The sequence below is a fragment of the Sulfurimonas sp. genome (genome assembly GCF_034005705.1).
In the GTDB taxonomy this organism is placed as follows: domain Bacteria; phylum Campylobacterota; class Campylobacteria; order Campylobacterales; family Sulfurimonadaceae; genus Sulfurimonas.
Genome location: NZ_JAVEUF010000021.1, coordinates 1 through 25,956, shown reverse-complemented (window position 1 = coordinate 25,956; position 25,956 = coordinate 1). Strand labels below are relative to the sequence as shown.

20 protein-coding genes are annotated in these 25,956 nt (G+C 41.0%); 6 read left to right on the top strand and 14 right to left on the bottom strand.

The features are described from left to right. Nucleotides 1–352: 352 nt before the first annotated feature. The 5 genes from RBR61_RS09190 (at nucleotide 353) to RBR61_RS09170 (ending at nucleotide 6,732) form a co-directional block, all read left to right on the top strand. Nucleotides 353–607 (top strand): HTH domain-containing protein, encoded by a 255-nt coding sequence (locus tag RBR61_RS09190; protein WP_320343778.1) that lies wholly within the window; start codon nucleotides 353–355, stop codon nucleotides 605–607. Between the two features lie 690 nt (nucleotides 608–1,297). Then, entirely contained in the window at nucleotides 1,298–2,578 is a 1,281-nt protein-coding gene (locus RBR61_RS09185; RefSeq protein WP_320343775.1) for a TolC family outer membrane protein, read from the top strand. Next, on the top strand, nucleotides 2,568–4,739 hold the full coding sequence (locus tag RBR61_RS09180) for a type I secretion system permease/ATPase (protein ID WP_320343773.1): 2,172 nt from the start codon (nucleotides 2,568–2,570) through the stop codon (nucleotides 4,737–4,739). Before RBR61_RS09185 ends, RBR61_RS09180 begins: the two co-directional genes overlap by 11 nt. After that, complete coding sequence (locus tag RBR61_RS09175) at nucleotides 4,736–6,118, top strand: HlyD family type I secretion periplasmic adaptor subunit (RefSeq protein WP_320343772.1); 1,383 nt, start codon at nucleotides 4,736–4,738, stop codon at nucleotides 6,116–6,118. The genes RBR61_RS09180 and RBR61_RS09175 overlap by 4 nt, the downstream gene beginning before the upstream one ends. 2 nt (nucleotides 6,119–6,120) lie before the next feature. Then, entirely contained in the window at nucleotides 6,121–6,732 is a 612-nt protein-coding gene (locus RBR61_RS09170; RefSeq protein ID WP_320343770.1) for a response regulator transcription factor, read from the top strand. An 18-nt stretch (nucleotides 6,733–6,750) separates the two neighbouring features. Here RBR61_RS09170 and RBR61_RS09165 read toward each other — a convergent pair whose 3' ends face one another. Then, nucleotides 6,751–9,516, bottom strand: coding sequence for a tandem-95 repeat protein (locus RBR61_RS09165; RefSeq protein WP_320343769.1), 2,766 nt, complete (start codon nucleotides 9,514–9,516; stop codon nucleotides 6,751–6,753). 90 nt (nucleotides 9,517–9,606) lie between these two features. Here RBR61_RS09165 and RBR61_RS09160 point away from each other — a divergent pair, with 90 nt between their 5' ends. Continuing rightward, nucleotides 9,607–9,996 (top strand): hypothetical protein, encoded by a 390-nt coding sequence (locus RBR61_RS09160; RefSeq protein WP_320343768.1) that lies wholly within the window; start codon nucleotides 9,607–9,609, stop codon nucleotides 9,994–9,996. Here RBR61_RS09160 and RBR61_RS09155 read toward each other — a convergent pair. From RBR61_RS09155 to RBR61_RS09095, 13 genes are all read right to left on the bottom strand, one after another. Then, the gene (locus RBR61_RS09155; RefSeq protein WP_320343766.1) at nucleotides 9,973–11,232 is read right to left on the bottom strand and encodes a hypothetical protein; all 1,260 of its coding nucleotides are present in this window, start codon (nucleotides 11,230–11,232) and stop codon (nucleotides 9,973–9,975) included. The genes RBR61_RS09160 and RBR61_RS09155 overlap by 24 nt on opposite strands. A 44-nt stretch (nucleotides 11,233–11,276) precedes the next feature. Beyond that, nucleotides 11,277–11,906: an HAD family hydrolase gene (locus RBR61_RS09150; protein ID WP_320343765.1), complete on the bottom strand. Its 630-nt coding sequence runs from the start codon at nucleotides 11,904–11,906 to the stop codon at nucleotides 11,277–11,279. Nucleotides 11,907–11,916: 10 nt separating this feature from the next. Beyond that, nucleotides 11,917–12,867, bottom strand: a complete 951-nt coding sequence (gene hemH, locus RBR61_RS09145; protein WP_320343763.1) for a ferrochelatase — start codon at nucleotides 12,865–12,867, stop codon at nucleotides 11,917–11,919. 3 nt (nucleotides 12,868–12,870) lie between these two features. Beyond that, nucleotides 12,871–13,569: a DUF2461 domain-containing protein gene (locus tag RBR61_RS09140; RefSeq protein ID WP_320343762.1), complete on the bottom strand. Its 699-nt coding sequence runs from the start codon at nucleotides 13,567–13,569 to the stop codon at nucleotides 12,871–12,873. A gap of 11 nt (nucleotides 13,570–13,580) precedes the next feature. Further along, nucleotides 13,581–16,706, bottom strand: coding sequence for a cytochrome c biogenesis protein CcsA (gene ccsA / locus RBR61_RS09135; protein ID WP_320343761.1), 3,126 nt, complete (start codon nucleotides 16,704–16,706; stop codon nucleotides 13,581–13,583). Nucleotides 16,707–16,773: 67 nt separating this feature from the next. Then, on the bottom strand, nucleotides 16,774–17,061 hold the full coding sequence (locus RBR61_RS09130; protein ID WP_294928918.1) for a hypothetical protein: 288 nt from the start codon (nucleotides 17,059–17,061) through the stop codon (nucleotides 16,774–16,776). Nucleotides 17,062–17,113: 52 nt separating this feature from the next. Continuing rightward, the gene (locus tag RBR61_RS09125) at nucleotides 17,114–18,097 is read right to left on the bottom strand and encodes a HAMP domain-containing sensor histidine kinase (protein WP_320343760.1); all 984 of its coding nucleotides are present in this window, start codon (nucleotides 18,095–18,097) and stop codon (nucleotides 17,114–17,116) included. Beyond that, complete coding sequence (locus RBR61_RS09120) at nucleotides 18,097–19,359, bottom strand: M18 family aminopeptidase (protein ID WP_320343758.1); 1,263 nt, start codon at nucleotides 19,357–19,359, stop codon at nucleotides 18,097–18,099. The genes RBR61_RS09125 and RBR61_RS09120 overlap by 1 nt, the downstream gene beginning before the upstream one ends. Before the next feature lie 57 nt (nucleotides 19,360–19,416). After that, entirely contained in the window at nucleotides 19,417–19,722 is a 306-nt protein-coding gene (locus RBR61_RS09115) for a DUF167 family protein (protein ID WP_320343781.1), read from the bottom strand. Further along, nucleotides 19,722–20,033, bottom strand: a complete 312-nt coding sequence (locus RBR61_RS09110) for a hypothetical protein (protein ID WP_320343757.1) — start codon at nucleotides 20,031–20,033, stop codon at nucleotides 19,722–19,724. Before RBR61_RS09110 ends, RBR61_RS09115 begins: the two co-directional genes overlap by 1 nt. Next, nucleotides 20,034–21,038 carry a PDDEXK nuclease domain-containing protein gene (locus tag RBR61_RS09105; RefSeq protein ID WP_320343755.1) on the bottom strand — a complete coding sequence of 335 codons (1,005 nt, stop codon included), beginning with the start codon at nucleotides 21,036–21,038 and terminating at the stop codon, nucleotides 20,034–20,036. 194 nt (nucleotides 21,039–21,232) lie between these two features. Beyond that, nucleotides 21,233–24,841, bottom strand: coding sequence for a DNA polymerase III subunit alpha (gene dnaE / locus RBR61_RS09100; protein ID WP_320343753.1), 3,609 nt, complete (start codon nucleotides 24,839–24,841; stop codon nucleotides 21,233–21,235). 62 nt (nucleotides 24,842–24,903) lie between these two features. Beyond that, nucleotides 24,904–25,956 (bottom strand): bifunctional diguanylate cyclase/phosphodiesterase (locus RBR61_RS09095; RefSeq protein ID WP_320343751.1); only part of this gene is annotated, 1,053 nt, incomplete at its 5' end.

Sequence of the window (25,956 nt, the reverse complement as noted above, 5' to 3'; positions counted from 1 at the left end):
GAATAGGGAACTCTGCATAATTCGGAGAAATCTTGTTTTGAGATTTCAAGCTCTTTCAACCTTAGAATAAATTGCTCTTTTGTCATAAAACACCTTTTTATACTATATTTGGATAATTTTACCATATAAAATACTAATATAGCAATTTAGTTCTTGACATAATCTGCATATTAGTATATAATTTACTTAATAAATACTAATATAGGATAAAAGGAGCAACGGATGAGAAAAGCAAAACACTTAACAAAAGAGTACAGATATACAATCTTTGTACTCACAATAGAGCTTTTGGTGAGTATTACTCAAGTACTGCCGCTTTTAAGCAGCGCTGCATAATGAAAGGAGTTTTACTATGGCACAAAAATCATATGACAAAGCGCTATTTAGACTTATCTCCATACTCTCTATGCTGTTTAAAGACGAAAGACCAACTATCTCATCTTTGGCAGAGGAGTTTAATGTTTCTAAGAGAACAATACAGACCGATATTTATCAAAGGCTCTGTGGCTGGGATATTACCAAAGATAAATTTGGGAGGCTTGTTTTTAGGGATGGGGTTGATATTTTTGGGGTTACTAAAAATTTAAAAAACAAGAGAAGCTGTTGATTTTTTGTCAACTCCTCCACATGACATTAGTAAACCTATACTAAAATTTATATCATTCATTGTTATCTTCCTTTTATCAGTTTTTTTATAGATATTCATGTTTTTAAACCTAAAAATAAAAAAGATAAGTGAGAGAAGTCCTTGTAAGTTCTATTCTATTGGATTAAGGGAAGAGAGTTCTTTTAAGATAAATAAGTATTGTTTCGGTTAAGTTGCTAAAGTGCCAAAGTGCCAAACTTCTATTTTAAGGGATTTGTACTTGCTAAACTGATTACATACCCAAAAAATAGATATTCAATATTTAAGATATATTTTTATACCCAAAAAAAGGATATTTTAGACTTTAAATTCGCTCCAAATTCGCTCCAAAAATTTCTTAAATTTTCTTATTATTAGAGAAATAGAAAACTAAAACACTTTGTTTTCTTGGTAGTATTTCGGAAATTTACAGAAAGTAAGAGTTTTCGTAATAAACTCGTATTTTCACCTTCAAACCCCTATATAAAACTGCCAGATTTGTTGAATTATACGCTACTTTGACTTTTATGACTTTTAGCTCTATTATAAAAAATATTCTAAATTTAAAGAAACTGCTTCAACCTATGATTAAGTTAATAGCTGCTTAATATTTTGAGGAGTATACTGAAGAAAGTAAAAACAAAGGATTTTAGATGAAGCAGTTTACATTCAGTGGTTCTGGTGCCTATGCTTGTAAGTGCGATGACAATTACAGAGGCAGTGCAAAAAGCGGTTGAGACTCATCCGCAGATCGAGATGAAAAAAGAGGATAAAAATACTCAAAGCAAACTCTTAACAAGAGCCAAAGCCGGGTATCTGCCATCTGTTGATCTCTCCTATTCAGTAGGTCCTGAAGCTACAAAGACCGTTAATAATGACGGCATAAGAGAACATCTGACTCGTCAGGATGCCTCTGCAGTTTTAACACAGAGTCTTTTTGCAGGCTTTGAGACCGAGCTTGGCGTAAAACAGCAAAAAGCTCTTATACTCTCCGCAAGTGACGGTGTCAAAGAGAGCGCTAACGAACTTGCTTTATCGACCGTCACTTATTACCTTGAGCTACTAAAGAATTATGAGCTCTACCAGATCTCAAAAGAGAACGTAGATGTTCATAAGAAGTATCTATCACAGATCGAAGAGAAGGTAAATGCAGGCGTTGGACGCAGTTCTGATTATAAGCAGACGCTTGCACGTTATGAGAACGCTCTTAGCATACAGTATCTGGCGGAACAGAACTATATAAACTCGATCTCAAGTTTTCAACGCATCCTGCCGGGTGCAGTAACGGCAGCCGATCTTGAAAAACCTTCGGTCGGCGAGATTCCTGCCAACGACATAGAGTCGCTTGTCGATATCGCAATGCAGAACAATCCGACTATCCATGTTTCACAGGCTGACATCCAAGCTGCAAATGCGGCACTAAAACGCTCAAATGCGCCTTACTATCCAAAAGCGGATATCAAGCTTGAAGCTTACTGGAACAAGAACGTTCACGGTATAGCAACTGATGCCCCTACTCCAAGCACGGTAGAAGAGGATTCAGGCTACAACGCCCTTTTAGTTCTTAGCTACAACATCTTTAACGGCTTTGCCGACAAAGCAAATATAGAAGCCAACAGACACAGACTTCTAAACAAGAACAGCACACTGGCAGATGCAAAACGCTACATAAAAGCTCACACGGAGATAGCATACAAAACGTTCGAGCTGACAAAAAAGCAGCTTATTCATCTTGACAACACCGTTGAAGCAAGTGCTCAGACGGTCGCGGATTATCAAAAAGAGAATGAGCTTGGAAGAAGAAGCATCATAGACCTTTTGAATATCGAGCTTGAGTTTAACAATGCAAGAAACAGAAAAACGACTGCCGAGTATGAGCGTCTTTTGGCTTATTACCAGATCCTTGCATACACAGGAAAAATATTAGACGAGATGAGCGTAGTTGTTGAGTAGCAAGTTAGAAAACCCTCTTCTTGAGAGTTTGGTGATATTCACCAAGCTCTACAATCGTCCATACAGCGCCGATGCACTTATAGCAGACCTTCCCATCCCTCCGGGAAGAACTACTCCTAGACTCTTCTCTCTCGATGCAAAAGGTTCAAAATCGGCATTTCACCGTGCAGCCGCGCGTGCCGGATTTAGCTCTAAATTAGTAGACTACTCATTTAAAGATATATCCCCACTGCTGCTGCCTGTCATACTTATCTTAAAAGGCGATGAGAACGGTGAGAGAGCCTGCATCTTGACCGAGATAAGTCCCGATAGAAAATATGCGAAGATCATTCTGCCTGAAGCGGGAGAGGGAGAGAACTGGGTAGAGAGTGAATTTTTGGAAGCTGAATATATAAACTTTGCATTTCTTCTTAAACACAACCACCAATATAAAGATTCACACAACCGGCTCCTAAAACATGACAGCCGCCACTGGTTCTGGGGAACCATGAGGTACTTTTCAGGTATATACGCTGACGTTATCATAGCCTCTTTTCTTATAAATCTTTTTGTTATGGCAACTCCTATTTTTACACTAAACGTATATGACAGAGTCGTGCCAAACAATGCTATGGACACCCTTTGGGTATTTTCAACCGGCATAATCGTCATCTACATCTTTGACATAATTTTAAAGTTCCTACGCTCATACTTCCTTGAGAATGCCGCAAAAAAAAGCGACGTAATTATGTCATCTATAATCTACGAACATGTGCTGAACCTAAAAATAGCATCAAAACCGCGCTCGGTCGGTTCATTTGCAAACAACCTAAAGGATTTTGACTCCATAAGAGGCTTTTTTACTGCATCTTCTATTGCAACCATAATAGATCTGCCATTTACTATCATTTTTCTCTTTATAATCTATATTATCGGCGGATGGATGGTTGCTATTCCAATCGTGAGCGCTCTTGTGATTATCATTTACAGTATTTTCGTGGAAAAACCGATGAGAAGAAGCGTGCAAAGCACCTATGAGGCTTCTGCACATAAAAACTCCGTGCTTATAGAGTCGCTTACGGCGTTAGAGACCATAAAAGCGCTTGGGATCGGCGGACAGTATCAGTGGAAGTGGGAAGAGGCTACCGGCGATGTCGCTCAAAAAGGGCTTAAATCCAAAATACTCTCAAACTCCATCTCTACTTTTGTAAACTTTATAGTCCAGCTAAATACGATAGCGCTCATTATCGGCGGCGTATATGCCATAGGAGACAATGCTCTTACCATGGGAGGGCTCATCGCGGTCGTAATGCTAGGTTCCAGAATGCTTGCTCCTTTGGGTCAGGTAGCTGCCCTTATTGCAAATTTTCAGCAGACCAAAACCGCTTATGATGTTATAAACTCCATAATGAAGCTCTCAGTCGAGCGTGAAGAGTCAAAAAACTTTGTGCAGCGTCCGCTATTTAAAGGAAAGATAGAGTTTAAAAACGTAACTTTTATCTATCCCGACACTGACAATAAAGTCCTTGATAATGTAAGCTTTGTGATAAACCCAGGGGAGTCAGTTGGCATCATAGGCACGAACGGTTCGGGAAAAACTACAATCGAGAAGCTTATACTAGGCCTTTACGAACCTACCGAAGGCTCGATACTGATGGACGGCATAGATATAAAGCAGATAGATCCGGCTGATTTGAGACGCAACATATCTTATGTCCCTCAAGAGGTTATTCTGTTTCAAGGAACTCTAAAAGAGAACATTGTACTGCGCTCTCCGGGTGCAAGTGATGAGGAGATACTAGAAGTTGCAAGACTCAGCGGTGTAAGCTACTTTGCAGACTCACACCCGATGGGGTACGATATGCCGATCGGAGAGAGGGGCGATGGACTCTCCGGCGGACAAAAGCAGTCCATATCCATAGCGCGCGCTTTTATACACCCTGCTCCGATAATACTTCTTGACGAGCCTACCAATTCGATGGACAGCACGCATGAAAACCACTTCATAAGAGCTATGAGCAGCTATCAAAGCGGCCGCACTATGATACTGATCTCTCACAAAAACATACTGCTCTCATTGACCAAAAGATTGATTTTGCTAGACAGAGGCAAAGTTATTCTCGATGGCGCGCATGATGATGTCATACGACAATTAAGATCCCCTAAAAAGAGTGAAAAATGAGTCTAGAAGATAAATTTGTAGAGTACTCTTACAAAAAGAAGGATATTAAAAACCTTCGCATAAAGGATGAGAAGGACTTAGAGTATATGAACTCGGTAAGTGCGGCTCTTCTTATGAATCACTCATACGGCACTAAATTTATGCTCTGGATAAGTGCATTCGCCATCACTTGGCTTATCTTTTGGGCATACAATGCGGATATAGACGCCCTAACACGCGGTCAAGGAAAAGTCATCCCCTCCTCTCAGGTTCAAGTTATACAGAACCTTGAAGGCGGTATTGTAAGCGAGATACTCGTGGAAGTCGGAGAAGTTGTAAAAAAAGGCGATATTCTAATAAAGATAGACGATACCAGTTTTGTGAGCAGTTTTATAGAGAGCCAGCTTCGTTACAACGAGCTTCAGGCAAAAAGTGTACGCCTCTTGGCCGAATCCACAGGCAAACCTTTTAAAGCAAGCGACTTAATAAGAAAAAACTCCCCGGAACTCATCAAACACGAAGAGTCTCTTTATAAAAGCAATAAAGAGCAGCTTGAAAACAACATCAAGATCTATCAGCGCCGTCTTGAGCAGAAAAAAGATGAGCTAAAAGAGGCTGAGGCCAGATTGCAAAACCTGACCATAAACTATGAGCTCATCACCAAAGAGCTCTCTCTAAACAAACCGCTTGTTGATAAAGGGATAGTATCTGAGGTTGAGTATCTAAAACTTCAAAGAGAAGCCAGCACTATCGAGGGACAGATGAAGTCAACAAAACTCTCTATACCGCGTCTTGCTTCTGTCATAGAGGAGCAAAAGAACAACATCAAAGAGGTAGAGCTTAAATTTAAAAATGCCGCAAAAGAGCAATACAACGAAGTTAGAGCCGAGATGTCAAGGATAGAGCAGGCAAATATAGCCAGAGAGGACAAGGTTAAACGTACGTTTGTGCGCTCTCCGGTTGATGGAACCATAAAACAGCTTCTTGTAAACACGGTCGGAGGCGTTGTTAGGCCCGGAATGGATATTATCGAGGTGGTGCCGACCCAAGACAACTTGGTCGTAGAGGCAAAGATAAGACCATCGGATATCGCTTTTTTATTTCCGGGACAGCGCGCTATAGTAAAGTTCTCCGCTTATGATTTTGCCATCTACGGTTCACTAAAAGGTACGCTTACACACATAAGTGCCGATACGATCTATGATGAAGTAAGCAGACAGAACTACTATCTTGTAAGGATAAAAACGGATAAGAACTACTTAGGCAATGAGGATAAAAAACTAAATATCATAGTCGGTATGACGGCAGATGTTGACATTATAACCGGTAAAAAAACGGTACTTGATTATATACTAAAACCAATTTTAAGAGCGCGTGACAATGTGCTGAGTGAGAGGTAACTATGAAAAAAGTGATTCTATTTACAAACATGTCATCGATCAAAAAGCATTGGCAAAACGCTTTAGTCGGCTCTTATGAAACGGTGTCGGTAGAGAGCTTTGAGGAGCTGCTTGAGTATCTTGAAAAATACGACGAGAGAGTAGCTTTGATGCTTGATGAGATGAGTGTCCATAATATTGAAGAAGCCCTGCTTAAGTTAAAAAAATGTCCGCATGCAATTATTATGATCTTCAATGCGCTCCCTGAAGTGTATCACGCCTCAACCCTGCTTGGAAGCGGCATAAAAGGTTATGAGAACTCATATATTAACAAAGAGAACCTGCTAAAGATGCTCTCAAGCGTTGAAGAGGGAAACAACTGGCTCTTTGCAGACCTTACATACTTCATAATAAACAAATATATGCAAAATAAAAAGAGAGGTGAACCTGAGTTTATCTCGCTGCTGACTGAAAAGGAGAAAGACATCGCACTGATGATAGCCGATGGTCTGAGCAATAAAGAGATCGCACAGAGAGAAAAAATTGCCCTCTCAACTGTAAAAGGTCACATCCACCATATATTTGAAAAAGCGAATGTGACCGACAGAATATCTCTTGCACTTAAATTTAAGTAGAGATATTCATCTAGATTCTTAAACGACCTCTATTTGGTCACCTAACTCTATAAGAAGTGTCGCTCCTCCGCCTGTGTACTCAGCATAGTTGATACCGTCAATCATTACGCTATCTACTTGAAGCTCAAGAGAAGTTGTATCAACATTGACTTCATTTAAATTACTGCCGTCAGCTGACTGTATAATAAGAGTGCCGCTCTCTGTGGCACTTAAGACATCATCTGCATTTATTCCCAGATCGGCACTGCTGCCAACAACACTTGTTCCTGAATTTAATTCGATTACTTCTATGTTTGATACATTTGAGAGGTCTATAACTTCCGCACTTCCTATTACGGTATCAAGCCCATCTCCGCCGTCAATCTGCGTATCAAATGTATCATATTCATTATATTCGATAGCATCACTGCCACTTCCACCTTCTATACTTACCACTCCATCTTGATTTACAGTTATAGTTGCTTCATCGCTGCCATCAGTTGATGTTACTGTAGCAGTAATATTGCTTAAACTCTCATCATCTAACTGTTCTTGCGTCGTAAAACTATATGTACCGTCTTCATTCTCTATTAAATCTGTTCCATCAGGAATACCGTTTAATTCAATTTCGCTTAAATCTTCATCTTCGTCTATCAACTCAGCACTTGGAGATAGTGTATAGCTATATACATCTTTAGTATAGGGTTCAGTTTCAGTAGGTACAAAATACTCAAAAGAGTAACTTTTTAAATGAATAGCCGATGATTGTGAGTCAACAATAAAAACAACTTTGTCAAATTGCCCTCCATCAGGGTCGTAAGTATTAAGACCACCTTGGAGAATCTGTGTATCAATTAGCTCATCCTCGTTAAAAAACTGAATCGTTGCAGATGACTGACCTGTAAATCCAATATTTAACTCAATATAATCAGCTAATTGCGTTGTTTGTTCTAATGTAATAAAATGACCTTGGTTAAGTGGATTGTTCATATTATATTCATCTTTTATAACGACTGCTTCGTCTTTATAATATTTCCCGTCCTCTCCTAAATAAATACCTGCTTCCGCATTTGCTTCATTGTCGATTTTAGAAGTAACAGCTTCTTCTATGCTTATACTTAAATTAGGAACATCAGCCGTAGGAATTACTGTTACATTTACCGTAGCAACACTATCCTCTGCATTTGTATATGTAAAGCTATCTTCTCCGCTAAAGTTTGCATTTGGAGTATATGTAAGTGTGCCATCTTCGTTGATTGCAACCATTCCGTTTACAGGATTTGAAACTGAAACAACTGGGGATTTTGGACTATCTTGATCCACATCATTCGCCAATACATCTATAGTTACAGACGTATCTTCTTCAGTTGCTACACTGTCATCATTTACTACCGTTTCATTATCAATCGGTGGTGGCGGTGGCGGTGGTGGCGGTGGTGGTGGAGTATCATCTACAGCAGCCACATTGATCGTCAATGAACCAACATCCGTAAGCTCTCCATCGGTAACAGTATAATTAACTCTATCGACACCATTGAAGTTAGCTGCAGGTGTATATGTGTAAGTACCATCAGATGCTAGAACCAACTGTCCACCATTTTCGGTTGTAAATGTACCCGCTACAACACTTAATGCGTCCCCGTCAATATCATAATCGTTAGCATCCAAATCAATTGCCGAGTTAAATATTGTATCCTCAACTGTATTAATTGCATCATCAACTGCTACAGGTACATCATTCGCAGGAGCTACATTAATAATAAGTGTACCTACATCGCTAAACTCCCCATCCGTAACCGTGTACTCTACACTATCAACTCCATTATAATTAGCCGGCGGCATGTATGTGTAACTACCATTTTCAGCAATTATAATCTCTCCGCCTGCAGCTGTTGCAAATGTTCCCGCTGTAACACTTAAATTATCACCATCAATATCATAATCATTTTCATCTAAATCAATTGTAGAACTAAGTATCGTATCTTCAACGGCATTAATTGTATCATTATATGCAGTCACAGGCTCGTTAATATTATTAATAGAAACAGAAAGAAGCTGTGTCGTATAATTTCCATATGCGTCAGTAACCGTTACATAAGTATTGTATTCATTATCCCCGCTCATGTCCTTAGGATTTTCAAAATCAGGAGACTCATTAAATGTTAAAACACCAGTTGATTGATTAATTGTAAACTTATCACTATCCAATCCAAAAATACTATAAGTAACAGCACTCTCAGCAGTCGCAGTAACTTGAATAACAGGTTCAATACCATTTTCATTATAAATAACCACATTTGGAGATGTAATAGCAGGCGGTGATACCTCTCCTAAATCATAGTTTGGCACACTACCAAAATCAGTTATACCAAATCCGAGCTCACCGTTTGCGCCTCTGTTAAATCCAAGAACGCTTGATTCGGCAACGATGTTTGTAGGGGTAAATGAAGAGCTGCCCTCAGCTCCTTCTTCACCTGCCGCAGTTTCAAGATCGCCGATATCATCACCTGCAGCCGTCTCTAAAATGTTTGAGAGATCCTCATCGCTTGCTATGCTGTCCATCGCATCTCTGCCGTGAATTACAGAGTCGTCCGCCAAGATTCTAAATACGCCGTCATACGCAGAAGCCTCCGGAAGTGCCAAAAACTTGATCTGAAACAGAGCAGCAGGGTCATTACTGACAACTTGTTCGTTCTCGTACAAATAACCCTCATAGTTAGGCTCACGAACAACACCGTCAACTCCGACTATCTTAATAGTGCCTTTTGTTACTTCTATTTTACCTATCACTTTTCCCGCTGCCATATCACACCTCCGTTTTATTATTCTACAATGTTAACATGTAGATTTTTGCAAGTAAATAGTACTTTAGTATTAATATAGTAAAATTCAAGGATGATTGATGATTTGATTTTGAACTATGTACTACTGTTTATTTTACTGGAGTTCTTTGAAGTCACTTGGCAGAAGGCTCCCACCATTATGGGCATGATAATCAAGATGCACAGATACTACTCAAAGAGCATATTGCTGTTTTTGATAATGCATCCTACATTCTATTTCAGCATCGGCTTTGCGATGCTTACCGATCTAAATATCTACGCCTTGATACTGCTCTTTTTGAAGACTCTGGATATTGCTACCAAGATACTTCTAATAGAGCAGATATATACAAAAAGAGAGCTCTCGCAAGAGTTAAGCCTTATTCTTCTTGCACCTATAAACAGCTTTTTGCCCTATGTCGGGCTCTTTTTGTATCCGCTACTTATTCTCTTTGCTCTCTGACATGGTATAGCCGCTTTTTAGCTGAGCCTGCTTGGAGAGAAATTTGACACTTTGGGAGATATCTTCATTAGCCAAAGAGTAGTCTTTGTGCAGCTTCTCCAAAGAGCTCTCTATTTTAGCGCCCAGTTCATTGCCAAGTGACTCCATCTGCTCTTTTGCGCTTTTTATCTCGCTCTCTTTTATATCTTTGAACTCTTTTATCATCATACTAAGCTGTGACTGCGATTTTACATACTCCGACTTAATGACCTCTATATCTTTCATAAGATCTCTCATCGTAGAGTAGATGTCATGCAGGGAGCTGTTTTGATCTTTAAGTTCGCTCATCTTGTTTGAAGAGAGTATCATCTGCTTCATGATTATCTCGCTCTGCTCTTTTATGCCGCCAAGAGTGTTTTCGCTCTCATAAAGCGATGTGTTTACACCCTCCGTATGCGATCTTAGAGTTAGTATCTCTTTTTCAAAAGATTTTGAGACGCTTGAGAGCTCACCTATTGTCTCTTTTACGATCGCTTTTGCGATACTCTTTGAGATGTTGCTCATCTGATGCAGACTCTCTTTTAACTCTTCTATCTCGTCTATTATCTCGTTTCTGCTCTCAATAGCTTTTGAAAGAGTCGCCTTTACTTTGTTAAAATGATCCTGTTCGGCGACCCTTAGTATATCTATATGTTTATGTACGATGGTATCAAGCGAAGGTATCTGAACATCCGTGAAATTTTCAAAAGAGCCTTTGACATCTTCATGCCAGCCGCGCATCTCTTCGAACTTTTCTAAAAATCTGTTCTGGTTTATCAGTATGGAATCAAGCGCCTTTATATCATGCTTAAATCGCTCTCTGTTCTCCTCTTGCATCTGTTTGTCTTGATTTTGATTCAGTATCATCTTTTTTTCAAACTCGCCAGTGAACTCTTTTAGCTCATCGAGCTGTTCGATCAGCGCTTTTGTAAACTCGTGACGGGTCTTCTCCTGCTCTCTTTGCTGGGTTTGATGAAAAATATTCATTATAATGAACAAAATAAGGGAGACCAAAATAGGAAAGAAGCTCTCTTTAAGAGCCATAAACATATCTATATTATCAGGATGTAAAATAAAGTGGATAACGGCGCTTATTGCACCGATGCCGAGCATAAGAGGGGCATAGTTTATCTTGTTTGGCTGTTTTATGATCGAAATCTGTCTAAGAAAAAGCAGTGCCATCAACCCAAATGCAATTAGTAAGTCACTATCAAACACTTTTGCGTCCTTAAAATAGTTTAAAACTATTCTAGCATAAACTTTTATAAAACTATATCTAACACCTCGGCAGGTTTTTTTACAATAAGTTTAGCGTCGCTTTTGGGACTAAAGCCCCATGTGGCGAATATAGACTCTATGCCTGCGCTCTTTGCACTTAAAATATCTTTTGTATTGTCTCCGACCATCCACGCCTTATGATTTTTTGCATCGTACGCATAGTGGTTCAAGATATGGTGAAGCATCTCAGGGCTAGGCTTTGAAGCAGATACCCTGTCTGCGCCTATGATGACATCAAAGAGAGGTTTCACTTTTAGATGCTCGAGCATCCTTAGTGCGAACTGTGTGGGAGCATTTGTGGCAACAGAAATTTTTATCTCTGACTCTACCAGTTTTTGAAGAAGCTCCTCTACCCCATCATAAAGGTAGACGTTCTTTATGCACTCCTGCTCGTAGTGAGCCTCAAAAAGCTCTCTGTCCTTAGGATGATAGACCTCTGTCTCATAAAAAAGCATGGAGAGATTTCGCACCTCCATATTTATAGCCTCGACTATAAACTCCTCGCTAAGCGGAGGCAGATTGTGATGCATCTCTCTTACATAGTTGACCGATACCGTAATATCTTTTTTAGAATCAAGCAGCGTGCCGTCCATATCAAAGATAACGATCTTCATCTCTTTTTTTCTATCTCATCTTCTCATATAGTTCAACTAGCGCATCGACAAAAAAATCACTCTCATTTGGACACTCGCAGACTCTGTAGTCCTTAAAACCAAGCTCTTCTGCTACCTCTCTGTACTCGATATCGAGCTCAAAATCGGTCTCCGAGTTATCAATGGTAAAGGCTATGGGGAAAATAAGAACTCCGTTGCTCTTTATCTCCTTTAGCTTATCTTCAAGCGACGGTTTTAGCCACTCCATCGGTCCCACTTTTGACTGGTACGCCAGATGAACTGCATTAAAGTTCATCCCCGCCTCTTTAAGCATATTTGTCAAAATAGCGACATGCTTGTTTACATGACGCTCATATACATCGCCTCTCTCGATCACTTTTACTGGAAGCCCGTGAGCGGAGAAGATAATATCAAAATTCGGACACTCATCTGCACTTATGCGCTCTGTGATTCTTTGAAGTATGGCTCTGTTGTAGTTTTGGTTTTGAAAGAAGTGCTTTATCTCAACCAAGATGGCATCGCCGCCCATCAGGTGGTACTGCTCCTCAAAATCCTCCAAAGATGACTTTGTGGTCGTCGTAGAGTACTGCGGATAGAGCGGGATCAGGTAAATCTTCTCGATATCCTCTTTGTTTAGTCTCTCTATGACCTCTGATGCGAAAGGCGGAGTGTATCGCATGGCAAAATCAACCACGACATCTTCGCCGAAGCGTGATTGAAGCTTTTGAACCAACTTTTTCGTATGTCCTACGATGGGCGATTTTGAACCTATCTGTCTGTATATCTCTTGAGATTTTTCAGTTCTAGTAAAAGTTATCATCTTTGCTATAAAGGCTCTTAGAAGAGAACTCTTTACGGTAATGATGTTTTTATCGTTAAACATATTTGTTAAAAAAACTTCAACCTCTTCAAGGTTATTTGGTCCGCCCATATTTAGCAGAATGATCGCCTCTTTTTTCATAACCTAATCCTCTTTGGCTCTTAAGCTTATCTCATAAACTATTTTTTGTAATGGTAGCATATCTTCATATATTTTATAGAGCGTATCTATGAGCTTCTCGCCATCCTCTATAAGGCTTGGCTCAAGGATCTTATAGACCGCCATCCCTTTGTAAAGGCTCAAATGGGCACTTGGCATATCAGTGCTAAAGCCGCGCGGATACTTCTTATACCCTTTTTCTATCGTCTTATACCCCTTTGTCTCAAGAGCATCTAAAAGATTATCGAGCTCGACTCTTCGTCTCTCATCTTTTATGTACCCTCTGTAAGCTTCCAGCATCGGCTTTTCAAACCATCTCACACCAGCGGAAACAAAAAGTTCATCCGGAGAAAAATGAAGATAAAAGGAGGATCTCTGCAGCCTGCTTCCGCTGCCTTGCGTAAAAATGATGCCGATCCTTGATTTCAGAGGTGCTTTGTTAGCACCCATTCTTCGCGTGTCTCTGTAGATTCTAAAGAGAGATTTGTTTATCTTTGGCTCAAAATCTATTGCAGGTTCCAAAGCCATCAGATGCTCGCCCATCTCCTGAACAAAAGAGCGGGAGGGGTTTAGTATATACTCCTCATACTCGCTTCTGTGCGCTTCGAACCACTCTTTATTGTTGTTTTTGCGGATAGCTTCCAAAAAGGGAAGCGTTTTTTTGCTAAAGCCTGAAAACTCCACTGTTAAGCCTTTTACGCCAGCTTTCTGTTTCTAAACGCAATTGCAATAACGATAAAGAGGATCGTATATGTCACAGGAACAAAATCAGGGATAGGAACAGGATCACCTTTTGCATAGGAGTGCATTCCCGCAAGATAGTAGTTCACCCCGAAGTATGTCATGATGACCGATGTATAAGACAATAACGAAATAACGCTAAAGTTAAACTCGCTGTATATAGACTTGATAAATCTAAGGTGAACAACGACCGCATAGACCAAGATGGTCACAAGCGCCCATGTCTCTTTTGGGTCCCAGCCCCAGTAACGTCCCCAGCTCTCATTTGCCCAGACACCGCCTATAAAGTTTCCAACTGTTAACAACACAAGACCTATCATAAGACCCATCTCGTTAATGGAGTTTAGCTCTTTTATGGAGAGCGAGATATGCTTCTCATTGTTTTTAGTCTTAAATACGAACAGAAGGATCACTATAAAGCCCAAAAGTGCGCCAAGTCCCAAGAAACCGTAACTTGCAGTAATAACCGCAACATGTATGCTAAGCCAGTATGAGTTAAGAACAGGAACCAGGTTCGTAACCTGCGGATTCATCCAGTTCAGATGTGCCACAAAGAGGATAAGTCCTGTCAGTACGGCAGTGGAAGCCATCGTCATAGATGAACGTTTAGAGAAGAAAAGACCTGCTAAAATAGTCGCCCAACTGATATATATCATAGATTCATATCCGTCAGACCACGGTGCATGTCCTGCAACATACCATCTAAGCCCAAGCCCGAACGTATGTGCGACAAAAAGAGCACTCAAGAGCCACAATGAACCCTTCTCCAACACTCTTATGTTTAGCGCAGGTTTTAGAATCTTTATAAAACTTGCTATCAAAAGAATAAAACCGATCACAAAGTAGAGAGGATATAGCCTCTCGAAGATATTTGCATAGTTGTACAACATCTCAGCTTTGATCCTGTTCTCTGAAGGCATAACGGAGACTCCGTAAAAATTCTGATACTTGGATATTTTCTCTATTGCGCTGTTCGCATCGCTCCAGTCACCTGTACTCACACCTTTGTCAAGCGAGACAAAATACTCAAACGCTATCTCTCTTATCTTTAAGGCGTGGTCCTGCGGGAAAGTCTGAAGAGCCTCTATACTTGGAAACCATTTATTGTTAAGATCATTCGGTTTTGGCCATATTTTTATAAGGTCACCAGTATATACGGAAAATGAGATGTTTACTCTCTCATCCACCTCTAAAACAGCCTTGTCAAAGAGGTCTCTAGCTTTTGGCTCTTTTCTCGCTGCCGCATCGACATACTCGACCAACTTATAGGTGCTCAGATTTTGCGGGTCCGCAAAAAACTGCGTAAACGATGCATGCGTAGCATCCAGTTTTGCCCCTATTATCCTGTTTATCTCTTCATTTTTTGTTCTGATTATTTTAAGCTCTTTATAGGCATCGGGCTTTGACATCATTCCCAAAATAACCTGATTCGCATTTAGAGTCTTCTCTCCAACCTTTAGAGACGAGCCTCTGTATATCTTTGCCAATATCTCATGCGAGAGAGTATCAAGAGGCTTCATTCTTCCTGCGCTGTCCTGCACGATAAGCTCACCGAACCTCTTGGCATGCTCTTTGTCAAACGAGAGTATAGTTTTTATGAGAGGATCCACCTCCTCTGCGTATGTCGGTGCAACGCTAAATAGCATACCGATCGAGAGAAGTATCCCAAGAGCTTTTTGCTGGCTTGCTTTTCTGGCCCTTTCTGAGAGCTGCGCAAATCTGTTATGTCTTGAAAATAGAGACCAGAACATACCAACGCCCAAAAGAAAGTACCCTATGTATGATGGAAGTGTTCCCGGATCATTATTAACCGAGAGGACGGTCCCCTGCTCATCCTGATCGTATGATGATTGGAAAAATCTGTATCCGCGGTGCTCTAAAATATTGTTCATGTATATCCTATAAGGCATATGTATGTTTTGCTCTTCATCTATCAGTTCCACTTCACTCGCATAAGACGCAGGAGACATAGAACCCGGATATCTGTCCAGCTGAAAATCCAAAAGCTTTATGCCAAACGGAAGTTCAATGATTTTTGAGCCGTATCCTATATGCACATCAACGCCATTGATTACGTTATGGCTCTCTTTTGCCTTTCTTCCAGCCTGACCGAAGATCGTAACAGACTCTGATACACCCGCTACGTTTACATCGAATATAAGTGCATCCATTCCAGGCGACATAGGAGACGCATTTGGATTTGAGACAAGTCTGGTCTTTGTGTGTTTATAAAAATTTCTAACTACAAAGTTGCTCCCAGCGGCGCCAAAAAGCGTTCTAAATGCAAGGGCGCTCTTATCACTAGAGGCCATCTCTCCCTCTTCGCCGCCGTCCATCTTCATATACTTGAGCGCGAAATCGTGCTTCATAAAGAGTTCGCCGCCTTCGGTGTAGAGAGAGATAGTAGGTCTTAAAAAGATCTTGCCTGAATCAAAATCTATGGCAATACTCTCATTTTCGTAGTACTCGCCTCTGCGAAGTTTAATAGGCTCGCTCCCCTGCTCGCCCGTGACCATCATGTCGATCATCTCAAAGCCGCCATCTTTGCCTTCGATATAACTCTCAACAACGTCGGGAATATACTCTAAAAGCTTTACATTTACCTCTTTACCCTCTATGTTTAGAGATGTTGAGAGAGAGTTGCTATTTTTTTTAGAGAGATATACGCTCTTTTGGCTCTCGATCTTTTTATCGTCTACTTTTGCACTTACTATAAAATATGTATCCATACTAAGCATCGTGTTTGCCGTCTCGCCTTCACGAATGTGCATAGTGCCCTCAAAGCCTATAAAACGGGTTATTGCCGCGCCAAGAAGTATGATAAGAAATGATAGGTGGAAGATAAAGATAGGAGCTTTTTTAACACTGAACATCTTGTATTTGAATATATTGATTGTTAGATTTAGAGCTAAAAGCGCCATCAGGACTTCGAACCACAAAGCGTTGTAGATATCGGCTTTTGCCGTTATCGTTCCGTAGTCGTTCTCTATAAATGTAGCATAACCGATGGCTGCTGCAAATATTAGCATCAGAACAGCCATCGTTTTCATAGAACTAACCAGCGATAAAAGTTGTTTCATATATTAAATCCTTAAATTAAAAGGATATTCTAGTTAAATTTAGATAACGAAGTTTAACTATGTCAGCCTATTCTTCCAATTTGAAAGTTATTCTAAAATCGCCGCTCTCAAGCTGCGCAGCTTCGTGTGATATTGTTAGCGGGATTCTGTCGTAAAGCGGAAAAGGTTCGTGAAAAAATATCCCGACCAGTCTGTCGTTCTTGCTTTTTAAAAGAGAGAGCCCCACCATTGTATTTACCATAGGTTCAGGCGGCTGACAACCGGTAGCGTCATACTCGTAGTACGTCAATCCATCCTCTTCATACTTGTAAAAATCCAGCGTAGCTCTTGGAACCTCGATCAACTCTTTTTTCACATTTACCCCTTTTTTTCGTTTATTCTAACATCTTATAATTCAAAAAAAATTGTCATAACGCAAGTTTTATCTCAAACCCTTTTCTTTTTCCGCCAAGCAGCTCTACACTTCCCCCGTGAGCCTCGGCGATCTGTCTTGAGAGAACAAGCCCAAGCCCGTTTCCTTTGACCTTTGTACTCTTAAACGCTTCGAAAAGCTCTTTTGTATTTTCTATCATCACGCCGCTGTCATATATGTAAAATTTATGAAATTCGCCATCACGCTCATAAAGTATCTCAACGCTTCCGCACTCATTCTCGTCAAGCTCTATGGCATCGATGGCATTTGTCAAAAAGTTTGAAAAGAGCATCTCAAGAAGGTCTTTGTCTGCATTTAGCATAAAATTCTGCTGCGGAAAAATAAAGGTTATCTCTTTTGTATAGTCATAATATCCCACAGCCATATTAAGAGCGTCCTGAAGCTCGCTCCACATAAAAGGCGCTTTGTTCGCATGAACGCCTTTACTAAACATCAGAGTGGCTTTTATGATCCTCTCTATCCTGCAAACGGACTTCTGTATCTCCTCGACTATTGCCACATTCTCTGGAAGAACTCTCTTTTTCAGGGTCGAGCTTAAAAGCGAGATGGAGCCTATAGGGTTTCTTATCTCGTGAGAGAGATGTGCCGCCATCTGCCCCATTGTTGCAAGGTTCTCTTTTCTCTTCTGTTCGGTTATATCCGTAGCGCTTAAAAGAAGTTTCTCTTTATATGAAGAGCTTTTAATGAGGTAAGATTTTGAGTTGAACTGCACCTCGTAGTCATCATTTTTAAGCTCCAGAAGCTCAAACAACTCTCCAAGAGATTTTGCCTGAGAGTTTTGCAAAAAAACTCCGCCGTCTTTCTCAAGTATCCAGATAGCATTTGGCAAAAACTCCACAACCTCTTCAACGGTATCCTGCAGATGCGCGTAAGAGGCTTTTAGCTCGTTAAACTCCTTCTCAACCTTGTAGGTCTGCTCTATTAAAAGGTTTAGCTCATCTGGTGTTATGCCTGACATCAGTCGTTAAATCCCAAGATGATCTTATAAAGGCTGTATGCGTCATCGCTTCCGCAAAGCTCTCTGATAGAGTGCATCGCAAATGTAGGAAGCCCGACATCCAGAGTCTCTATGCCGAGCCTTGAAGCTGTAATCGGGCCAATAGTAGAGCCGCACCCCATATCGCTTCTTGTTACAAAGTTTTGGATCGGCTCACCGATGGAGGATGCTACGTTCATAAATCTTGATATGGTCTTTGAGTTGGACGCATAACGCTGAGAAGCATTTACCTTTACAACACTTCCCTTATTTATGAGCGGTGCATGATTTGAGTCGTGCTTGCTTGGGAAGTTCGGATGGATTGCATGTGCATTGTCGGCGCTTATAAGCATAGATGAGCGTATCATCTGCGTATACTCCTCAAAATCTCCAAACATACGCTTCAGAGTGCTCTCCAAGAACGAGCCACCTGCCCCTGACGTGCTCTCGCTCCCAACCTCCTCATGATCGCTTGCAATAAAGAGCATCGGCTTATCTTCGCCGATGCTGCAGATAGAGAGCATCCCTACATAACAACTAAGCAGATTATCTATCCTTGCACTTGCTATAAACTCACTATTTAAACCAACAAACGACGCTTTTTGCGTGTCATAAAAACTGAGCTCGTTCGCATAAAGCTCTACTGCGTCATCTACACCGCTTGACTTTAGCTGCTCTTTTAAAAAGAGATCTAAACTAAACTCTTCAGACGCAGACAGGATGGGCGTTATGTCAGTTTGGGCATTTACACTTTTTGAGTTGTTTGCCTCACGGTCCAGATGAATTGCAAGTGATGGGATGATCGCTATAGGTTTTTGGGCATCTATGAGCGCATCTTTTATGATGTTTTTTTCATCAAGATAGCTCACTCTACCAGCCAAAGAGAGGTCTCTGTCAAACCAAGTGTTCAGCAGAACTCCGCCGTAAGGCTCAACTCCGAACTTTACGACTCCATGCTCTTTTATGACAGGATTTGGCTTTAGCTTCAGGTTTGGAGAGTCCGTGTGCGCACCGACCATAACATACTCTTTAGAGCCCGGATATGTAAAAGCTATGATGGATGAGTCGTTGCGGGTGACGTAATATCTCCCGCCTTTTTTCAAAGACCACTTCTCTACCTCGCTAAGCTTTACAAAGCCGGCGTTCTCAAACATCCCAGCCATATTCTGCGTTGCGTGAAACGGAGTCGGCGAAGCGTCTAAAAAGCCAAGTAAACCCTCGTTAAAATCCTCTTTTGTCATCATTTTAGTTCCTAGTTAAATCTATAATTTTTTTCTGATTATACAAAAATATCTTCAATTCTACTCAAACTCTATGCCGCCCGAGAGTTTTTTGGGCGCTTTTATGCGAAGCTGTTTGTGGATGCTCTCACGCCCGTAAACCACCTCTATATCGGATGAACTTACGCCAAACTCTTTTGCCAGAAACGAGACCATATAGTCCGTTGCCTTTCCGTTTTGGGGTTGCGCTTTTACGCTCACCTTTAGCTGATTACCCTTTGGTTTAAGTATGACATCTTTTTTTGCCATTGGTGTGCCTAGTATATTGAGCACCAAAACGTCGCCGTCCCACTCATAAAAACCGTGTTCAAGGTCTTGCGCTCTCATCAAAAGAACAGCCAGAGCAAAAGTGCTATGCCAATGGCAAGATTGAGGTAACTCATGCCATCTTCAAATAGCATCACTAAAAGTTCGTAATATTGTGTAGAGAAAAAGTTCTGAGGTTCCAAGAGCTGATTTTTTGCAAACTCGGTAATATCCGCTCCCCAGATGTAAGCTATAAACTCAGGAACGATAAAAAAGAGAATAACCCCGCCTATACCCCATAAGTTTTTCTCAGGCTTCATCGACTCAAGCGCTTTTTTAGTGTTTGGATTTTTTGCTATTGCTTGTGCTTTTTCTTTGATTTTATGTTTCATTTATTTCAACCCAAGCTCAAAAACATCTTTCTCTATCTCCGCTTTTAATTCTTCCTCACTCGGCAAATAGAGCTGATATTTCGACACAAACATATTTTCATTATCGTTTAAAATGGAGTATTTTACGACCGTATTGTCTTTGTCTGCACAGAGTATTATCCCTATGGTGGGATTATCGTTTTCTGATTTTTCTAACTCATCATACATTCGCACATACATGTCCATCTGCCCTACATCTTGATGCGTTAGTTTTCCTTTTTTCAGGTCAATGATGACAAAACATTTCAACATGTAGTTGTAAAAAACCAAGTCTATATAAAAGTCGCTTGTCTCTGTCTTGATTCTTTTTTGTCTGGCTACAAATGCAAAACCTCGTCCAAGCTCTAGTAAAAAATCTTGTATCTTTTCGATAAGAGCCGATTCTAAGTCGCTTTCATAAAAAGCATTGTTTTGCTTGAGGTCTAAAAATTCTAAAACATAAGGGTCTTTAATGATGTCTTTTAAGGTGAGTTGTAAATCTTTTGTGTTTTCTTTAGCTTCATTTATGACTGGCTGTTTCTCTTTGCTTGAGAGCAATCTTTCATAATAGTGCGTACCGATTTGCCTCTCTAAGGCTCTTACACTCCAGTTCGATTTGGCGGATTCTTGTGTGTACCAAAGTCGTGCTTGTGGATTATCTAACCTCATGATAAGTCGATAATGACTCCAACTCAATTGGTCACACAGCGTGTGACTATTTGGAAAAGCCAAATAAAACTGTCTCATCATTTTTAGGTTTGTTGCTGTAAACCCCTTCCCAAAATCTTTGGTTAATTTAATAGAAATGTCTTTTATAAGATAAGAGCCATATTCGGCTCTATCTTTTCCGTTTTGCTCTTCCTCTACGATTTGCTGACCGATACTCCAATAAGCCTCGACCATTATGAAGTTTACTTGTCTGTATGCGTTATCTCTTGCACTCTGGAGGATATTTTTTATATTCAGATATAAATCATTTTTTTTCACTGGCTTCATTTTTCACTCTTCGCAACCTTTATCTTTTGCAACTCTTTACTAAGCTCTTTTACAAGCTCCTATTAGTTAATTCTCGTAATACTGTAACGAGAACTATTTCTTATAATCAGCTATAGGCCAATTAAATAATCACCAAATTATAACTTCTTAAATTACCCATAAATATTAAATTTAGTGAATATCCGTCATGCACTCAATATATCCACAAACTCATTCCCCTCAAGTGCACTCAAGATCTTGCTGTCAACTCTTATGGCAGAGTCGATTATCACATTTTGGAGTTTTGAGATTATGGTTAGCTTTAGCTCTCTGTTGCCAGGGTTTTGGCGTACGATCTTGTAGAGCTCCTCTAAGATTTTCATATCGTTGTCGAGTCTTATTGCCAGATTTATAGGCTCTTGTGGGAGTTCACGCACCTCTTTTTTCGTTTTTTGCGTCTCTTTTTTCGCCTCTTTTAGACTCATAAGCTTGCTTACGCCGATCCTTGTAAACATGTCGGTGTGGGTAATTTTTGCTTTGATGGCGATAGGCTCGTTAAGGTTCATCCCTTGAAGCTCTTCAAGTTTGTCTGCAAAGAGCATAACCTCTATATTCCCGTGAAAATCCATAAGACTTACTATGCCGAACTGGTTCCCTTTTTTGGATGTCTTTTTGGTTATCTCCTCGACCTTGCCTATGAAGATGGCATAAGAGCCGTCTTTTGCGCTCTCAATCTCAGAGGAGAGGGTGTAGTCAAGCTCATCAATCTTCTCCCTGAACTCATCCAGAGGATGCCCTGAGACGTAAAAGCCCAAAGTCTCTTTCTCAAACTCCAGTATCTCTTTTAGCTCATACTCGCTTGAGTTTGTGAGTTTAAGCTCTACCGTCGTTATCTCAGAGTCATCTCCAAATAGGCTTCCGATTGCATTTTTTCTAGCCTGAGATGCATCTTTTGCAGTATCTACGATATACTCTATCTGGTCTAGCAGAGCCTTTCTTGAAAAGCCGAACCGATCGAACCCGCCAGCTTTTATGATGGACTCTATAACTCTTTTGTTCACCTTTGAAGGCTCTATCCTGTTTACGAAGTCTTGAAGCGAAGTGAAGTCGCCACCCTCTTTTCTGGTCTCCAGTATCGATAAAACTGCAGCTTCTCCGACTCCTTTGATGGCACCAAGTCCAAAAAGGACTATCTCTCTCTCATCTTTTGTGATCGCCGAGAACTCTAGTTGTGAGTCACAAATATCGGGAGGAGAGAGCTCAATGCCCATTCTTTTTGTCTCATCTATGTAGCGCACGACTTTGTCGGTATTGTCTTTGTCCGAGGTTAAAAGCGCCGCCATAAACTCGTTTGGATAGTATGTCTTTAGCCATGCGGTCTGAAATGTTATCATCGCATAAGCCGCAGAGTGCGACTTGTTAAAACCGTACCCCGCAAACTTCTCGATCAGGTCAAAGAGCTTGGAAGCCTCAGCATAGTCAAGACCTTGGCTTTGCGCGCCTCTTGCAAACTCGTCGTTGTAGACTGACATATCCTTCTTCTTACCCATTGCACGGCGGATAATATCTGAGTAGCCAAGAGAGAAGCCGCCGATGGTCTGGACTATCTGCATGACCTGCTCTTGATAGACGATGACCCCGTAAGTGTTCTCTAAAATAGGCTCCATCGCATCGAAAGTGTACTCTATCTTCTCTCTGCCGTGCTTTCTCTCGATAAAACTGTCAAGCATCCCCGACTCCATCGGTCCCGGACGGTAGAGTGCCAAGACCGCGATAAGGTCTTCAAAACTGTCAGGTTTTAGACGCTTGTTCAAGTCCTGCATACCCGAACTCTCTATCTGGAACATCCCCACCGTATTTCCGCCGCGGATAACGTCGTAAACTTTTGGGTCGTTTTCATCTATCTCGTGCCAGACCACATCTTTGTTGTAGCGAAATTTTATAAGCTTTATTGCGTTGTCGATCACATCAAGTGTTTTAAGCCCCAAGAAGTCGAACTTGATTAAGTCAACATCCTCAAGGTAGTTAAGAGAGTATTGCGTTACAAAGACATCTTCGCCTGATGGTTTATAGATAGGGGTTTTTTTCCAAAGCTCCTCGTTTGAGATGACTACACCCGCCGCGTGTATACCGGAGTTGCGCTTAAGCCCTTCTAGCTTCTTCGCAAACTCCCAGACCCTAGCCGCATTTGCATCGTTTTGTATAAGTTCTTGAAGCTTTGGCTCTTTTTGAAAAGCTCCGGCTATAAAATCATCACCTTTTTTCTTTCCGTTTAGCGTGATCCCCAGCTCGTCTGGAACAAGCTTTGCCATTGCATCGGCCTGAGAGAGCGGCATATCAAGAACGCGCGCAACGTCACGGATGACCCCTTTTGCCAGAAGCGAACCAAATGTTATGATCTGCGCGACCTGATTTCGACCATACTTCTCGACAACGTAGTCTATGACCTCTCCACGGCGCGCCTGCATAAAGTCCATATCGATATCGGGCATACTTACACGTTCAGGATTCAAAAATCTCTCAAAAAGAAGATCATACTTCATCGGGTCAATGTCGGTAATGCCAAGCGAATAAGCGACAAGGCTTCCGGCCGCACTACCACGACCCGGTCCTACCGCAATGCCCATCTCCTTGGCTACTTTTACAAAGTCCCAGACTATTAGCATATAGCCGGGAAACTTCATGGAGTTGATAACATCCATCTCAAAGGCTAACCGCTTTTTGTACTCCTCATGTCTCTCCTGCGGAACATGTTTTAGCCTCTCTATAAGTCCGATTTCACAGCGGTATATGAAATACTCGGCGTCATTTTTATCCGCTGCGCTCTTCCATGCCCTCTTCTGCTCTTTTGATGCATCTTCTGCTAGCGGCTCGTCATCTTGGTTGTCTATCTGCAAGCCATCCTCTTTTGCATACTCTCTTGTAAATTTAAAGTTCGGAGGGATAGGATCACCAAGTTTGAGCTCCAAGTTACACTTATCTACGATCTCCTGCGTGTGCGCTATAGCTTCTGGAATGTCGGCGAAGAGGCGTGCCATCTGCTGTGGGGATTTGAGGTAAAACTCATGTACCGAGTGGCGCATACGGTTCGGGTCGTCGTAGAGTTTGTTCATCCCGATACACATAAAAGCCTCGTGATACTGCGCATCATCAGGGAAAGTGTAGTGAGTGTCGTTTGTGGCAACGACCTTGATACCGAGCTCTTTTCCTAGACGCAGCACCTGCTCGTCGATATAGAGCTGATCTCCTATGCCGTGACGCATAAGCTCCAGATAGAAGTCGTCGCCGAAAATATCCTTATACTCCTGTGCGACCGCTTTTGCTCCCTCATATCCGAGTGCGCCGTTCTTTACGTTTCTCTCGTTTGCGGTGTTTAGATGCCAGTTTACCTCTCCCTGCAGACATGCACTCGTACAGATGAGACCCTCTGAGTGTTCACGAAGCTCTTTTTTATTGATGCGCGGAAAGTAGTAAAACCCTTCTATAAAAGCTTTTGAAGAGAGGTACATAAGGTTTTCGTAACCCTTTTGGTTTTTTGCAAAAAGACAGATATGAAATCTCTGCTTAGTGCTCTTGTCATCGAGCATCTCGCCGTTGTGGATGTAGCCCTCCATCCCGATGATCGGCTTTAAGCCGGCATCCCTCATCTGTTTGTAAAAATCGATCGCACCGAACATATTTCCATGATCGGTCATGGCGACAGCTTCCATGCCGAGTTTTTTAACCTGCGATACCAAATTCGTAAGTTTATTTGCACCGTCTAGAAGCGAGTATTCGGTATGAAGATGTAGGTGGGTAAATGGTTGAGCGCTCATATAATATAACCTTGATATTTTTTAAGAACAAAGATTATAATAGAACTCTCTTTATAGAGAGGTTAGAGCGTAAAACTGTTTTTGGGTTTACCTATATAAAAACCTTGCATATAGTCCACACCCATCTCTTTTAGGGTGGCTTCTATCTCTTCGCTTTCAACAAACTCGGCGATAGTTTTTACATTTAGCTCTTTTGCAAGGGTCAATATACTGTTGACAAAAGCCCTGTCTTTCTTGTCACTGTTTATGTTGAGTATAAACTCTCCGTCGATCTTCAGGTAATCGATAGGAAATTTTTTGATATAGTGAAACGACGAGAAGCCTGAACCAAAATCATCTATAGCAAACTTATACCCGGCCATCTTCAGGTTGATAACAAACTTCTCTAAAATAGAGAAATTTGTAACCGTCTCCCTCTCGGTTATTTCAAAGACTATACGCTCTTTTGAAATATTATATTTTGAGATCAGCTTCGTTACCGAGTCTGCATAATTGCCTACTACTAAAGATTTTGGAGAGAGATTTATAAACAGAGTCCCAAGATAGTTCTCTTCTTGTATCTTTTTAAAGGCATTTTCAATAACCATAAGATCCATTCTGTTGATGATGCTCATGCTCTCTGCCGCCTCTATAAACTCATATGCAGATATAATCTTTCCATCTATCTCAATGCGCATAAGAAGTTCATGAATATCACTTTTAGCGTCAATAGAGGATTTTATAGGCTGAAAATATGGGACTATCCTGTTGTTCGTGATAGCATCTAAAAGCAGTGCCGACTTTGCCTTCTGCTCTTTTACAAAAGTAACTATGTCATCTCCCATAGGAGCTTTGACACTGTTCTTGCCCTCCTCTTTTACCTTATACATCATACCGTCAGCTATTAAAAAGAGCTCTTTTGCATTTTTTGCATGGATCGGATAAATTGATATACCGATTGAAACCGTTATGCCTATATAGTTGCCGTCCGTCGTTAGAAGCTTAAACTCCTCTACGGCTTTTACGATCCTTCTAGAAACCTCTAATGCGCCCTCCAGATCACACTCTGGCAATATCAATGTAAACTCATCGCCGCCATAGCGTGAGAGGATATCCTCTCCTCTTTTTGTTCTCTC